Source organism: Marinilactibacillus kalidii (assembly GCF_017599325.1).
GTDB classification, from domain to species: domain Bacteria; phylum Bacillota; class Bacilli; order Lactobacillales; family Carnobacteriaceae_A; genus Marinilactibacillus; species Marinilactibacillus kalidii.
Map to the genome: position 1 here is coordinate 1 of NZ_JAGFVM010000038.1, position 14,668 is coordinate 14,668.

General features: G+C 37.6%; 13 protein-coding genes. 10 read left to right on the forward strand and 3 right to left on the reverse strand.

Going from position 1 to position 14,668, the window contains the following annotated elements:
- Positions 1-9 precede the first annotated feature (9 nt).
- Positions 10-969 carry an IS30 family transposase gene (locus J5J05_RS09430; protein ID WP_208559100.1) on the reverse strand — a complete coding sequence of 320 codons (960 nt, stop codon included), beginning with the start codon at positions 967-969 and terminating at the stop codon, positions 10-12.
- Positions 970-1,230: 261 nt separating this feature from the next.
- On the opposite strand from J5J05_RS09430, the gene rpsN reads away from it, so the two are divergent.
- The 5 genes from rpsN (at position 1,231) to J5J05_RS09455 (ending at position 5,399) form a co-directional block, all read left to right on the forward strand.
- The gene (rpsN, locus tag J5J05_RS09435; protein ID WP_208560449.1) at positions 1,231-1,500 is read left to right on the forward strand and encodes a 30S ribosomal protein S14; all 270 of its coding nucleotides are present in this window, start codon (positions 1,231-1,233) and stop codon (positions 1,498-1,500) included.
- Positions 1,501-1,547: 47 nt separating this feature from the next.
- Positions 1,548-1,673, forward strand: a complete 126-nt coding sequence (locus J5J05_RS09440) for a putative metal homeostasis protein (RefSeq protein ID WP_208560439.1) — start codon at positions 1,548-1,550, stop codon at positions 1,671-1,673.
- Positions 1,674-1,684: 11 nt separating this feature from the next.
- Positions 1,685-1,834, forward strand: a complete 150-nt coding sequence (gene rpmG, locus J5J05_RS09445; protein WP_208560440.1) for a 50S ribosomal protein L33 — start codon at positions 1,685-1,687, stop codon at positions 1,832-1,834.
- Positions 1,835-2,061: 227 nt separating this feature from the next.
- On the forward strand, positions 2,062-3,144 hold the full coding sequence (locus tag J5J05_RS09450; protein WP_208560441.1) for a GGDEF domain-containing protein: 1,083 nt from the start codon (positions 2,062-2,064) through the stop codon (positions 3,142-3,144).
- A gap of 20 nt (positions 3,145-3,164) precedes the next feature.
- Positions 3,165-5,399, forward strand: coding sequence for a glycosyltransferase family 2 protein (locus tag J5J05_RS09455; RefSeq protein WP_208560442.1), 2,235 nt, complete (start codon positions 3,165-3,167; stop codon positions 5,397-5,399).
- A gap of 66 nt (positions 5,400-5,465) precedes the next feature.
- On the opposite strand, the gene J5J05_RS09460 is transcribed toward J5J05_RS09455, so the two are convergent.
- On the reverse strand, positions 5,466-5,828 hold the full coding sequence (locus tag J5J05_RS09460; RefSeq protein ID WP_208560443.1) for a DUF2512 family protein: 363 nt from the start codon (positions 5,826-5,828) through the stop codon (positions 5,466-5,468).
- A 211-nt stretch (positions 5,829-6,039) separates the two neighbouring features.
- On the opposite strand from J5J05_RS09460, the gene J5J05_RS09465 reads away from it, so the two are divergent.
- On the forward strand, positions 6,040-9,471 hold the full coding sequence (locus J5J05_RS09465) for a pyruvate carboxylase (protein WP_208560444.1): 3,432 nt from the start codon (positions 6,040-6,042) through the stop codon (positions 9,469-9,471).
- 180 nt (positions 9,472-9,651) lie between these two features.
- Positions 9,652-10,482 carry a pur operon repressor gene (gene purR, locus J5J05_RS09470; protein ID WP_208560445.1) on the forward strand — a complete coding sequence of 277 codons (831 nt, stop codon included), beginning with the start codon at positions 9,652-9,654 and terminating at the stop codon, positions 10,480-10,482.
- A 46-nt stretch (positions 10,483-10,528) separates the two neighbouring features.
- On the opposite strand, the gene J5J05_RS09475 is transcribed toward purR, so the two are convergent.
- A complete protein-coding gene (locus J5J05_RS09475) occupies positions 10,529-11,143 on the reverse strand; it encodes a general stress protein (RefSeq protein ID WP_208560446.1) in 615 nt (204 codons plus the stop codon).
- A gap of 279 nt (positions 11,144-11,422) precedes the next feature.
- Here J5J05_RS09475 and glmU point away from each other — a divergent pair, with 279 nt between their 5' ends.
- The 3 genes from glmU to J5J05_RS09490 all read left to right on the forward strand — a co-directional run bounded on the left by glmU (position 11,423) and on the right by J5J05_RS09490 (position 14,417).
- Positions 11,423-12,796, forward strand: coding sequence for a bifunctional UDP-N-acetylglucosamine diphosphorylase/glucosamine-1-phosphate N-acetyltransferase GlmU (gene glmU, locus J5J05_RS09480; protein ID WP_208560447.1), 1,374 nt, complete (start codon positions 11,423-11,425; stop codon positions 12,794-12,796).
- A 110-nt stretch (positions 12,797-12,906) separates the two neighbouring features.
- A complete protein-coding gene (locus J5J05_RS09485; protein ID WP_208560448.1) occupies positions 12,907-13,881 on the forward strand; it encodes a ribose-phosphate diphosphokinase in 975 nt (324 codons plus the stop codon).
- Positions 13,882-14,000: 119 nt separating this feature from the next.
- Entirely contained in the window at positions 14,001-14,417 is a 417-nt protein-coding gene (locus J5J05_RS09490; RefSeq protein ID WP_208560450.1) for a NusG domain II-containing protein, read from the forward strand.
- The last annotated feature ends 251 nt before the right edge of the window (positions 14,418-14,668 follow it).

Below are 14,668 nucleotides of genomic sequence, written 5' to 3' on the forward strand. Positions count from 1 at the left end.
TCTGAATTGTCAATATAAGCTAGACAAATACGACCCATCAATATAACTCAAAAATACTTCTAAGGGTGTTTGATAATTTAGTGATTTTCTAGGGATTCGGTTTCGTCTATCGGCTACGCCTGATACAAAATTCTGATCTACTAAATTAAAATCCATTTCTTTAGGTAGGCCATTTCGTCGCAGTAAACCATTTGAATTTTCGTTCAAAGCCCTTTGTGAAGGCGTACCTGGATCTGCAAAATAAATGGACACATCATGTTGGTTGCAGATTGACTTCCAGTTTGAGAACTCTTTACCACAATCAAAAGTAATGGACTTAAATAGACATTTGGGAATAGAACTGAACCATTGGTTCAAGGTGGTTTCTATATCAACTGCTTTACGTCCTTCTGGTTTTAACGTGATGATGACTTTCGAAAGTCTTTCGACTAACGTTATAATGGCGCTTTTGTGGTGTACACCAACAATGGTGTCTCCTTCCAAATGTCCAAACTCTTCCTTAAATAAAGGATAATCGGTTGTTCTTTCTTCAATCGTTCTTTTAAATGCTTGTTTTCCTCGACGTTCTTTATGACCATTGGGCTTTCTTTTTCCCTTCATGGGAAGTAAAGCTTCGTCGAATAGGTGTTCATTGAATCGACGATAAAGCGTTCGGACCGAGCATCCAATAGGCTGTTCCGATCTACCAATAATGACATCGGGCGTCCAGCCTTTAGCAACTTGATCCTTGATATAGTCCTGTTGTTTAATAGGAAGAATGATTTTCTTTCGTCCGCAACGTTTTTTATTCAATTTGTATTGTCGATAATAGTCAAGAATTGTAACACCTTGCTTTAAAGCCGTAACGACGTTATGGATAGTTTGCCTTGAACGATTAATCAATTGAGCGATTCTAGCGGTTGATACATTATTATGGTAATACGATTCTATCAATACAAGCTCGTCCGTGGTAATATGGGAATAGGTCATTCGTGATCACTCCTAATGTTTTCTTTGGTCGGAAAATACATTTTGAGTGTACCACGAATGGCTTTTTTATTTGTCTAGCTTAATTTTACAATTCACGCAATTAAAAAAGAATATCCAGTAGAGAGAAAGAACATCACTAATGGGGTGTTCTTTTTTTAGTGGAAGTAAAGAACAAGCTTGACGAAAATGGAAATATAGCGTAATATATAAAACGTAATGATTACGATTTGTGGTTTTGATACTAATGAAGGAGTGAGTAGACTGGCTAAAAAGAGTAAAATTGAGAAGTTGAAAAAACAACAAAGAACTGTAAAAAAATATGCAGCAATAAGAGCAGAACTTAAAGCAAAAGGTGATTACGAGGGCTTGGCACTTCTACCAAGAGATGCTTCGCCTACAAGATTACAAAATAGAGACAGACTAGATGGACGCCCGCATGGGTATATGCGTCAATTTGGCTTATCTCGCCTCAATTTCAGAAAATATGCACATGAGGGTAAGATTCCTGGCGTAAAAAAAGCCAGTTGGTAAAAAGTTTGTAAACTTAATAAAATCAGTATAGAAAGCAGGTCATTGGTTTGTCAGTAAAAACAGATCTAGCAACGGCAAGAAGAATGATGAAAAGCCCTAATAAAAAAACAGCGCGTCGAGGGTTGAAAGTGGTCAAAGAAGCAAAAAGGATTCGTAGAGGTCTAAAAAAATAGGAGGTTAGAAAATGAGAGTAAATGTTACGTTAGAATGTACGGAAACTGGTGAAAGACAGTATATTACTACAAAAAATAAACGAAATAATCCTGAAAGATTAGAATTGAAAAAGTATTCACCTAAATTAAGACGTAAAGCACTATTTAGAGAAGTTAAATAACTTTCAATAAAAGAAACTAAAAAAACGAGCGTTTATCCCTTTATTATATAGGGAAATCGTTCGTTTTTTTGTACATATTCAACTTAGTATGATACGATTTCTGTATAAATTTTAAATACAAAAACGTCACAAATAAATCAGATTTTACCGGATTTTTACAATGTAAACGTTTATGATAGTGATAAGGTAAAGAAAGCGAAATGAAGCACGTAATGAGGAGAATTAGTATGTTTGAAGATTTTTTTATCAATATTAACATTGTGATTGCAATGATTTTTGCGTTCATGAAATTGAGGTGGAATATTCATGAAAAAAGCTCAGAGATATGGAAGACTCATCTAATAGATGGTTTATGTGGCGGGTTATTGGGTTGGGTATTGATTCATTTCTCTATCCGAGTCGGGGTCAATACGCTAGTAGATTTCAGATATATTCCTGTATTGCTCATGTTTCTCTTTGTTGGTAAAATTCCTACGACCATATCTGTCATTTTTATAGCACTCATCAGATTTATTTACGGTGTGAGTGTTTCTGCTTATGCAGCGATGTTGATGATGTTCATCCTTTTAATAGGATATACCATTATTGATAAATTAGTCTCTAAAGATGATAGTCTCATTGTACGTGGAATGTATATGGTCATCTTCTCTAATATTGCTACATCAACCTTGCTACATTATGTGGTAAGAGATGTCGATATTCTCTTAACGTTAACACCTACTTACTGGGTAATGTCTCTGATTGCAGGATTATCTTCAATTTTGTTGGTAAATTACATGAGAACATCTGAATATCTTTATCACAAATACGAAAATGAAGCGACAATTGACTTTTTAACGGGATTAAAAAATGTTAGGAATTTTGACAGTATATGGCAATACTCTGAAGAGTTAGCAAATAAAAAACAAAAACCTTTATCACTGCTTATGTTAGATATCGATCACTTTAAGCGAATCAACGATACGTATGGTCATGGTGCTGGAGATTTTGTTTTGATGGAAATTTCACGCATTATGGAAGATGTAGTCGGAAAAAAAGGGTCTGTTTTCAGAAAAGGTGGAGAGGAATTTGCTATCATCCTTCCTTTATTCAAAAGAGAACAAGCGAGAGAAATGGGAGAAATGATTCGTGGACGTGTAGAAAGACATCAGTTTACCATTGACAGAGAAACGAAAATAAATGTGACGATTTCTTGTGGATTCGTTAGTTTCCCAGAAGTAGTTAAACAAACAAATAATATGGTCGAGTTAGCTGATGTAGCGTTATATAATGCAAAAGAAACAGGAAGGAACAAAGTACTCAGTCTGTAAATGGAAAAGGAGATAAAGAGATGCATACTTATCAGATCACCTATTTGGTTGTAGCATTATTGATTCTTTCTTTTTGCTACTTTTATGGTAAAAAAAATCAAACGATTTTAAGAATTACGATCATTTTATTTTTAGGATTTCAGTTGATGTATTTGGTTTGGAGAACGACCAGTACATTACCGACCGTTTCCTTGGTGAGTATAATAGCCGGAATAGCTTTATTGTTTACAGAGTGGATGGGCTATTTGCAAAGTATCGTGACTTCAACGTTATTCTGGAAAAAAAATAACCGCAAAAGAGTATCACTCTCTTCTTTTGAGACGTTACCAACCGTTGATATGCTGATTGCTACGTATAACGAACCTGTAGATTTACTTAGAAGAACCATTGTAGCTTGTCAGTTAATGGACTACCCAGATGATTTATATGAAATTCTAGTCTGCGATGATGGAAACAGGGAAGATGTCAGGGTTTTGTGTGAAAGGTTAGGCGTACGTCATGTAACGAGGGAAGATAATCAGCACGCAAAAGCCGGCAATCTAAATCATGCGATGACGGTTTCAACTGGTGAGGTCGTCGTTACGATGGACGCGGATATGATTCCTAGAGAAAACTTTATGAAAGAGACGCTTGGCTATTTTTCCGATGAGAAAGTTGCTTTTGTCCAAGCACCACAGGCCTTTTATAATGATGATCCCTTTCAATTCAATTTGTTTGCCGGCGATCGTATCAATAATGAGCAAGATTTTTTTATGCAAAAACTGGAAGAAAAAAAAGACATCTATAATGCAACGATGTACATTGGGAGTAATGCATTATTTAGACGCGAAGCGCTGGAGAAAATCGGTGGATTTGCTACAGGTGTGATTACAGAAGATATGGCAACGGGTATGCTAATACAAGCTGATGGCTGGGAAACTGTCTTTGTAAATAAAGTCCTTGCAGTTGGTTTGGCACCAGAAACATTTAAAGATTTACTGAAACAAAGAGACCGTTGGTGTAGAGGGAATATACAAGTTGTCAGAAAATGGAATCCTTTAAAGACCAAAGGATTAACATTTATGCAGAAGTTACTTTACATGGATGGTATTCATTATTGGTTTTTTGGTCTCTATAAGCTTGTTTACCTCATAGCGCCTATACTTTATCTTGTTTTTGGGATAGTGGTGTTGAATGCTACATTTATTGACTTGCTGATCTACTGGATTCCTGCTTTCATATCATCTCAAATATTTGCAAGCCTAATTTCTGAAAAGAAAAGAACAACCTTGTGGACAAATGTCTATGATTCTGCCTTAGCGCCATCAATGTCTTGGGCCATCCTCTCAGAAATTTTTTTGAAAGGAAATGGTAAGTTCAATGTTACAAGAAAAGGTGTTCAAACAAATGAGAGACAGTTTTTATGGCGAGCGAGTTTATTCCATATCACATTGATCCTACTTTCTATTGTTGGTTTCATTCGTGTGCTGTTTGCCATATTTATACCGGAGCTGGTGGATTTACAGTTAGATAGCGTCTATATTAATCTTTTTTGGGTGTTTTATAATTTGATTGGGCTCTTCCTTGTCGTGATGATATTCTTCGAGCGCCCTCGGTATAGAACAGCAGAAAGATTCGTCATCACTAAAGAAGCGACTATCATGGATGAAGATCAGAAGATTCCAACTAAAATAGAAGATCTCAGTGAGTATGGTGCGCGACTATCTGTTGATACAAATGAGATAAAGAAAAAGTTGTCTACTATCCATTTGAACATTAGTGGTGGACCAGCACTTGAAGCAGAAGTTCGCTGGGTTGATAAAAACAAAGAAGGACGCACAGAGATAGGGGTTCGTTTTCCGAAATTGGATCAAGAGCAGTATCGATTTGTTATCCCAACCATCTATAGCAATCCTAAAAGCAAAATTGGAGAAAAAGACTACAAAAAAGCGGGTTTGCTACCAACAGCTATCGGATTCTTTACACAGACCAAAAAGTCTCCAGCTTCTAAAGCTAGAATGGTTTTGCGAGAAAAGATCAAAACAAATGCATTATTGAGCTACCAGCATCTGAAGTATTCAGCCGTTATTGTAGACTTGAGTGCTGAAGGCGCACAAATCAAGACAAAAGCTAGATTAAAAAAAGACGATTTGATTAAGTTAGATGCACCCGAAAATCATTTAGAGCAAAAAGTCGGAGAAGTCAGATGGGTTAAAAAATCATTGGGCAATACTTATGCAGGGATTCAGTTCTCTGATAGCCATAATTTCCTATAATAAAAGCAGATTCTTTGAAGAAGGACGAGGTACCTTCAAAGAATCTGTTTTAATATCTATTATAAACTATTTCATTTTACGTTCATCTGGTACGGTATGACTTTTCAATAGCCATGAGTGGAAGAACCATTCGAAAATGGCAATCCCTGCCGAGACCACTAAGCTTTCAATAAAGTAGCTTTCACCAAGTGCGAGGTATAAGTAACCCCAAAGAATAGCAAGTGCACCACCCATATCCACAACAGTCGCTACAATATTTCCGATTTTTCTAAGAACAAGTAAATCACCAATCACGTAGATCATTAGAGATACAATGGCACCGCCGATAACAGCATGCATTAGTGGAATGCTCCAGAGTAATGAGAGAACGATCCAAGCAATAAGAACAATCGCAATCGTTTTAATGATAAGAGCTTTGAGAGGTTTCAATTTAATTCCTCCTTTTTAAAATAGCATTATCATATATCTTGAAAATGGATCAATCAAAGGACAGAACTTGTTTTTTTATTATACATACCGCTTTATCTAGTCGGTATATGAAAAAAATAGAAATTTTTCAAACGTAAGATGGGAATCTCTGGTAAAATGGTAAGATAATTAGGAGTTATCGATACAAAATCAACCGTAAGAGGTGAAAGAATTGGAAAAGGTACTCGTAGCAAATAGAGGCGAAATTGCCATTCGTATTTTTCGAGCACTAACTGAGTTAGGCATCGATACAGTGGGTGTGTATGCTCAGGAAGATGAAAAAAGCGTTCATCGCTTTAAGGCAGATGAGGCCTACCTTGTTGGAAAGGGCAAGAAACCGATAGATGCCTATCTTGATATAGAAGGTTTAATCCGTATTGCGAAAGATTCAGGTGCAGACGCTGTTCACCCCGGATATGGTTTCTTATCAGAAAATCTAGACTTTGCCAAACGTTGTGAAGAAGAAGGGATTACCTTTATCGGACCCACAACGAATCAATTAGATATATTTGGAGATAAATTAAAAGCAAAAAAAGTTGCGTTAGAAGCCGGTATACCAACGATTCCAGGAACAGAAGATGCTATCCATACAGTAGAAGAGGTCGTTGCATTTGCGGATGCACATGGTTATCCGATTATTATGAAGGCAGCACTTGGTGGTGGTGGACGCGGAATGCGTGTCGCACATAACGAAGAAGAAGCAATCGATGGATTTAAGCGCGCTCAGAGTGAAGCAATCGCTGCTTTTGGACGTGGAGACATCTATGTAGAACGCTACATCCAAAACCCTAAGCATATTGAAGTACAGATTCTCGGAGATACAAAAGGGAATCTTGTTCATTTATTTGAAAGAGACTGTTCTGTTCAAAGACGTCACCAAAAAGTCGTTGAAGTAGCCCCTTGTGTTACTTTAACAGACGAAGTAAGAGAAGAACTTTGTCAGACAGCTGTCAAATTGATGAAGCATGTTGATTACGTCAACGCTGGAACAGTTGAGTTTCTTTTAGAAGGAGACAAGTTCTATTTCATCGAAGTAAATCCTCGTGTACAAGTAGAACACACGATTTCTGAGATGATCACTGGGATCGATATCGTGCAATCGCAAATCCTGATTGCACAAGGCAAACACTTGCATGAAGAAGTCGGTATCCCGCTACAAGAAAATATCCAATTGATTGGTGCTGCGATTCAGTGCCGGATTACAACAGAAGATCCTTTAAATCAGTTCTACCCTGATACAGGGAAAATCAACACCTATCGCTCGCCAGGTGGATTTGGTGTACGTCTGGATTCAGGTAATGGCTTCCAAGGTTCTGTCATTACACCATTCTTTGACTCTTTATTGGTTAAAGCATCGGTTCATGCAGTAGATTTTGCTGGAGCCGTTCAAAAAATGGGGAGAGTTTTAAAAGAATTCCGCATTAGAGGAGTAAAAACAAACATTCCGTTTTTGGCCAACGTAATCAAACATCCGGCTTTCATATCCGGAGACGCATCAACGACCTTTATTGACCAAACGCCAGAACTATATGTTTTCCCGAAAATTCAAGATAGAGGGAATAAAACGCTCCAGTATATTGGAAATGTAACAGTTAATGGTTTCCCCGGAATTGGGAAAGTGGAAAAAGAACCACTTAAATTACCGAGAATGCCAGAAAAACTGATTTTACCAAAACAAGAAATTGTCAGACCAAAGGTATTGCTAGATTCAAAAGGACCAGAAGCAGTTGCGAAGTGGGTCAAAGAAACGGATGCAGTATTACTGACAGATACAACGTTTAGAGATGCCCACCAAAGTTTATTGGCAACCAGAATGAGAACCAAGGATATGTTAGAAATTGCCGGACAAATGGAACAAGGTATCCCTGAATTGTTCTCATTAGAGATGTGGGGCGGCGCAACTTTCGATGTTGCTTACCGATTCTTGAATGAAGACCCATGGGAAAGATTAAGCAAATTGAGAAAGAAAATGCCGAATACTTTATTCCAGATGCTATTTAGAGGATCTAATGGCGTTGGTTACGAAAATTATCCCGATAATGTTCTTGAAAAGTTCATTCAAGTAGCTGCAGAAAATGGGATTGACGTATTCCGTATCTTTGATAGTTTAAACTGGATTCCGCAAATGGAAAAAAGTATTCAATATGTTCGTGACAATAACAAAATTGCAGAAGCAACGATTTGTTACACTGGAGATTTAAATGATCCATCTCAAACGAAGTACACGATGGATTACTACAAAAATATGGCTAAAGAGTTAGAACAAGTTGGCGCACATATGATTGCGATAAAAGATATGGCAGGTTTATTGAAACCTCATGCAGCCTATCGTTTGATTTCTGAACTCAAAGAAACAGTGGATGTACCCATTCACCTCCACATGCATGATACAAGCGGTAACGGTGTTTACACTTATGGTGCAGCAATCCGTGCTGGTGTTGATATCGTTGATGTGGCTCAGAGCGCATTAAGTGGGAAAACGAGCCAGCCAAGTATGGGTAGTCTGTATTATGCGCTGGAAAATACTAAACGTGCACCTGAAATCAATATTCAAAATGTCGAATATATCAATCGTTATTTTGAAGATGTTCGCAAATTTTATTCGGTTTTTGAAGAAAGTATGCCAGCAGCATCTACTGAAGTATATAAACACCAAATGCCGGGTGGTCAGTATACAAACTTGAAGCAACAAGCTAAAGGTGTAGGTCTTGAAGATAGATGGGATGAACTTAAAGCAATGTACGCTGTTGTAAATGACATGTTTGGCGATATTGTCAAAGTAACGCCGTCTTCAAAAGTAGTAGGAGACATGGCATTATACATGGTTCAAAATAATCTTACTGAACAAGATATATTTGAAAAAGGCAGTAACTTGAGCTTCCCACAATCTGTTATCAGTTTCTTTAAAGGCGAGTTAGGTAGACCCGAAGGCGGTTTCCCAGAGGAACTTCAGAATATCGTGCTAAATGGTCAGGAACCTATAGACGGTCGTCCAGGTGATTATAGAGAGCCAATGGATTTCAGCGCACTCAAAGAAGAGATGACAAGCTTCTTGGAGCGCGAACCAAGTATTGAGGAAATGATGAGTTACGCGATGTATCCTCAAGTCTTCAAAGATTACGTCTTTTTCCAGAATACGTATGGTGATATTACTAAATTCGATACAGCTTCTTTCTTCTATGGTATGAGAACGGGAGAACAAATTGAAATTAGTATTGAAAAAGGAAAAACACTGATCATCAAGCTAAACCAAATTGGAGATCCAGATTCAGAAGGAAATCGTGTCTTGTACTTTGAATTGAATGGTCAAGGTCGACAAATTGAGATCAAAGACAAGAGTATCACGAATACAAAAGCAGTTCGTAAGAAAGCAGAACCGTCTAACAAAGGGCATATTGGGGCAACGATGCCTGGATCTGTTCTTCAAATGCTTGTCAGCCGCGGGGACAAAGTCGAAAAAGGGGAACCAGTTATCATCACAGAATCGATGAAGATGGAAACAACTATTCGAGCGGGTATATCCGGAAGTGTTGAACACTTATATGTGGCAGAAGGCGACCAGATTGAAACGAACGATTTACTAATAGAAATCGAAACGAAATAAACAAATTGAATGGACAAGTGAGTCTTGTGGCGAAAGAGAATGCTACGAGACTCGCTGTTTTTTTGAGATTCCGAACGTTTTTGAAAAAACGTTAAGAATTAACTAGGTTTTTAGTAGTATTAGATGTAGAATAGAGAATGTAAAAATAGAATGTACGTTAAATAGATGAGGTGTACGATTTTGAAAATAAAAAGAAGCGAACGATTGATTGATATCACAAATTACCTATTGGAGCACCCACATACGTTAGTATCACTCACGTTTTTCTCTAAAAGATATGAGTCGGCTAAGTCCAGTATTAGTGAAGATTTGACTATCGTCAAAAAAACTTTTCTGGAAAGAGGCATCGGAATTTTAGAAACGGTTCCGGGCGCTGCAGGCGGCGCAAGATATATTCCTAAAATGAAACAAGAAGATATCGAAGCATTTATTGATGAATTATGTTTAGAATTAAATCACTCTGAACGTTTATTACCAGGTGGGTATGTCTACCTTTCAGATATGTTAGGTCAGCCGGATTGGTTGAGAAAAATCGGTAGAGTCATTGCGTCTTATTATATGGACAAAAAAATCGATGCGGTAATGACAGTTGCCACTAAAGGTGTACCTATTGCTCAAGCGGTCGCGACTTACTTAAACGTACCGTTCGTTATCGTACGTAGAGATTCGAAAGTGACAGAAGGCTCTACTGTAAGCATCAATTATGTATCAGGTTCATCTTCGCAAAGAGTTGAAAAAATGGAATTGTCTCGTCGAAGCCTGAAAAGAGGATCAAGAGTATTGATTGTTGATGATTTTCTAAAAGGTGGCGGAACAGTTAATGGCATGAAGAGTCTGATTGATGAATTTGATGCAGAACTCGTAGGTGCTACGGTCATCGCTGAGAATATCTATCAAGGTGTTCGTTCAATAGACAACTATACAGCTTTACTGAAAGTTGAAAGTGTAGATGTAGAAAATAGAACGATTCAAGTTGTTCCTGGAAACTTTATTACATCACTAGAATCATAGAAAAAAACAAGCTACCGAGTGCGCCTCGGGAGCTTGTTTTTTCTGTTTAAAGATCGTTATTTCCCTTTTTTTCGGGTTTAGTTTGTGCGTTATCACGTTCTGGCTGAGCAGTAGTATCTTCAAGTTCAGAGGGTATCTCTTCAGATTGCGTTGGTTCTAGTGGTGGTTGACCACCAACACCTAATCCTTGTGCAGTTCCTTCTTCAGGAAAGCCAGCAACTGAGCCCATAGAACTGGAGGCTTGAGGGAGGTCTTGTACTTCTTCCGTTGAAGTAGATGTTTTTGAGGAACGACCACGCTCTTCAAAATTACTGACGACAACAATAATTTCACCTTCAGACAAGTTTTTTCTGTAGTTATGCAATAAATCATCTTCAGTCGTATAATTTGGATCATCGAAGTGATGTTCTTCTCTTACTTTAAAAGCATCTTTGATGGAATCCCAAAACGTTTGATTATTTTTGTGGTCTGCATCATTACCATTCATATCTGGTTCAGCGACATCTAAGTGTTCTGGGTTTCTCAATGAGTCGCTTCTTTTTTGATTCGTAAATAATGTGATTTCATCTTTCATACAACCCTCGCTTTGAAGACGGTTAACGACTTTGATTACTTCTTCTTCAGTTTTATAACTTCCGATAACGGTTTGATTTTTTTTCATTAAAATCTTCCTCCTGTGTAATCATCTCATGAAGTTCGAATATAAAATGGGTGTCATGATTAAATGTGTCTAAAATATGTCGAACTTTCTATATACTCAGTATATGAAAAGATAACCAATCAAACAAATGAAACAACTCAGTAACTTGAAAAGGTATGTAAGGTAAAGTATGATAGATTCAGTATGTTAAGTATCAATATGATGGATTTAAATTAGACCAACGACAATATCATTAAAATAATGAATGATTAAATTTTCGAACAGAATGGGAGAATGAACGTGAATAATCGTTATGCAGTAATTTTAGCAGCTGGACAAGGCACACGAATGAAATCAAAGCTTTATAAAGTCATGCACCCTGTAATGGGTAAACCAATGGTTGGGCATGTGATTGACCAGGCACAAAGTATCGGTATGGAAAAAATCGTTACAGTATCAGGTGTTGGTGCCGAGACAGTTCAAGACTATCTTGGAGAAAAAAGCGAGTATGTTTTACAAGAGGAGCAGCTCGGAACCGCTCATGCTGTGAAACAAGCTGCCTCATTGCTTAAAGATAAAGAAGGAACGACACTCGTTATTTGTGGAGATACACCGTTATTGACTGCCGAGACGTTAAAAGGCTTGGTTGAATTTCACGAAGAAAAGCAGGCAAAAGCTACAGTATTGACCGCTCTCGCAAATAATCCCTTTGGATACGGGCGCGTAATCCGTACAGCTGAAGAAGGCGTCACTAAAATCGTCGAACAAAAAGATGCCTCAGAAAGTGAAGCAAAAGTGAAAGAAATCAATACAGGTACGTATTGTTTTGATAACAAAGCCCTGTTTGAAGCGTTGGAAATGGTCAAAAATGAGAACGTTCAGGGAGAATACTACTTGCCAGACGTTATTGAAATTCTTAAAAAACAAGAAGTCCTTGTTGAAGCTTATCAATTAGATGATATGGACGAGGCGCTAGGTGTAAACGACCGCGTTGCACTTGCACAAGCGAATAAAGTCATGAAAGAAAGAATCAACGAGAAACATATGCGAAATGGTGTTTCTATTATTGATCCATCCAATACGTATATTGAGAGTGACGTGGTGATTGGACAAGATACAACGATTGAACCGGGCGTTTATCTCAAGGGAGCTACAATAATTGGAGATGAAGCATTTATTGGTATGCACTCTGTGATTGTTGACAGTAAAGTAGGAAACCAAGTAACAGTAACGAGCTCTATGCTTGAAGAATCTAGTATGGGAGACTATAGTGATATTGGACCAAACAGTCACTTGAGACCCCAAACAGTACTGGAAGAATCTGTACACATTGGAAATTTCGTTGAAATCAAAAAAGCAACTGTAGGCAAAAATACAAAAATTGGTCATTTAACTTATGTTGGAGATGCAGAATTAGGTAAAAATATTAATGTAGGCTGTGGTACGATTTTTGTGAACTACGATGGCAAAAATAAACATAAAGTGATTGTTGGAGATAATTCTTTTATCGGTTGTAACGCTAACTTAATCGCACCAGTGACTGTCGAGAAGAATGCTTATATTGCAGCCGGTTCAACGATCACAGAAACTGTTCCTGAAAATGCATTAGCGATTGCACGGGCTAGACAGACGATAAAAGACTCATATTTTACAAAAAAACCACAAAAAGATTAGAACTCTCTCTAAAAAAGCGTTATTATTGAAGAAGCTTATTGATTTATATACCGCTTCATCATAAACTAATAGAGGGAAAAAATAGATGCAAAGAAAAATTGGAGGCCCATATGTCCGCACATTATTCTGATCCAAAACTTAAGATATTTGCTTTGAGTTCTAACGTTCCACTTGCAGAGAAAATCGCAAAAGACGTCGGTGTAGAACTGGGAGATGTTTCTGTTAAGAAATTTAGCGACGGAGAAATTCGCATTAACATTGAAGAAAGTATCCGTGGAGATCATGTTTACTTGATTCAATCTACCTCAGCGCCTGCGAATGATCATCTTATGGAAGTATTGATTATGATCGATGCTTTAAAGAGAGCAAGTGCTAAAACGATCAATGTGGTTATTCCTTACTATGGTTATGCAAGACAAGATAGAAAAGCAAGATCTCGTGAACCGATTACAGCAAAATTAGTAGCAAACATGATTACGGAAGCTGGAGCAGATAGAATCTTAACCCTTGATTTACATGCTTCTCAGATCCAAGGATTCTTCGATATTCCAGTAGATCATTTGTTAGGTGCTTCTTTATTAGCAAATTGGTTCCTAGATAAAGGGTTAGGTGGAGAAAACACAGTTGTCGTATCTCCAGATCATGGTGGTGTTACACGTGCACGTAAACTAGCTGAATTCCTTAAATCGCCTATAGCTATTATAGATAAACGTAGACCGAAAGCGAATGTTGCCGAAGTGATGAATATTGTTGGTAACGTAAATGGTAAAACAGCTGTATTGATTGATGATTTAATTGATACTGCAGGAACAATTACGCTTGCAGCAGATGCTTTGATCAATCAAGGTGCAAATGAAGTCTATGCATGTGGAACTCATGCCGTATTTTCAGGTCCAGCTATTGAGAGACTGGAAGCTTCTCCGATCAAGAAAATGATTGTTACGGACTCAATCAGATTGCCGGAAGAACAGAAAATCGAAAAAATTGAACAAGTCAGTGTCGGTGAATTATTGGGTCACGCAATCAAACGTATCCATGAAAATAAATCAGTCAGCCCACTATTTGAGAAGAAATTCAAAAAATAATCAATCACTTGGCTTAAAAAACACTAGTCAGCAAAAGCCGTTCATCAGCTTGAGGGGACTAGTGTTTTTGATATACATATTGAAATTGAAAGGGGCGTGTGTCAACAGTGAAAAAAGTGATGTATCATCTGAAAAAAATGAAAAGATTGGATGCAATCATCATCATTTTCTTGTTTATTGCTTCTTTTGTACCACATGTTGTCTACGGCGTTCATCTCAGCACGATAGATGAGGATGCTAAAACAATTGCAACGGTCAAAATCAACGGAGAAGCTGTGTATAGTGTGGAGCTCTCTGAAGACACCCCCCATGAGCTGAAAACATTTTACCCTTCGGAAGATCAATACAATATAATAGAAGTTGAGGGTACCCGGATACGTAATAAAGAAGACAATAGTCCGGATCAATTAGGCGTAAGAAAAGGATGGATCAGCCGACCGGGTGAAACGGCTGTGGTCCTTCCACATAAACTGATAATAGAGATTCATTCTGAGTCGTCAAATGACGATGAAGAAGAGATTATTATCCCATTATAAGTAAGAACAAAAAAGCTGACATGGAATATGTCAGCTTTTTTGTGTGGTTCTACGTCAAGCAATGTTGGTAAAGAATAATAGTCTATAATTTTAGGAGAGAACATTTCGCTGGTTAGGCAGCTTTATGTTCTCTTTCTTTTTGTTTATGATTCCTTAGTGCTGTTTTTAGATTGAAGTGAAGAATGATCCTGTTTTTGTAATGAATAAAGTTCTTATAGCCGTAGGCTACGCGATTCAACACTTTGATTTTA

What these genes read in the sequence shown, in the direction of transcription:
- J5J05_RS09430 (WP_208559100.1), bottom strand. Translation starts at nt 969, where the DNA reads ATGACCTATTCCCATATTACCACGGACGAGCTTGTATTGATAGAATCG.
- rpmG (WP_208560440.1), top strand. Translation starts at nt 1,685, where the DNA reads ATGAGAGTAAATGTTACGTTAGAATGTACGGAAACTGGTGAAAGACAG.
- J5J05_RS09450 (WP_208560441.1), top strand. Translation starts at nt 2,062, where the DNA reads ATGTTTGAAGATTTTTTTATCAATATTAACATTGTGATTGCAATGATT.
- J5J05_RS09455 (WP_208560442.1), top strand. Translation starts at nt 3,165, where the DNA reads ATGCATACTTATCAGATCACCTATTTGGTTGTAGCATTATTGATTCTT.
- J5J05_RS09475 (WP_208560446.1), bottom strand. Translation starts at nt 11,143, where the DNA reads ATGAAAAAAAATCAAACCGTTATCGGAAGTTATAAAACTGAAGAAGAA.
- J5J05_RS09485 (WP_208560448.1), top strand. Translation starts at nt 12,907, where the DNA reads ATGTCCGCACATTATTCTGATCCAAAACTTAAGATATTTGCTTTGAGT.
- J5J05_RS09490 (WP_208560450.1), top strand. Translation starts at nt 14,001, where the DNA reads ATGTATCATCTGAAAAAAATGAAAAGATTGGATGCAATCATCATCATT.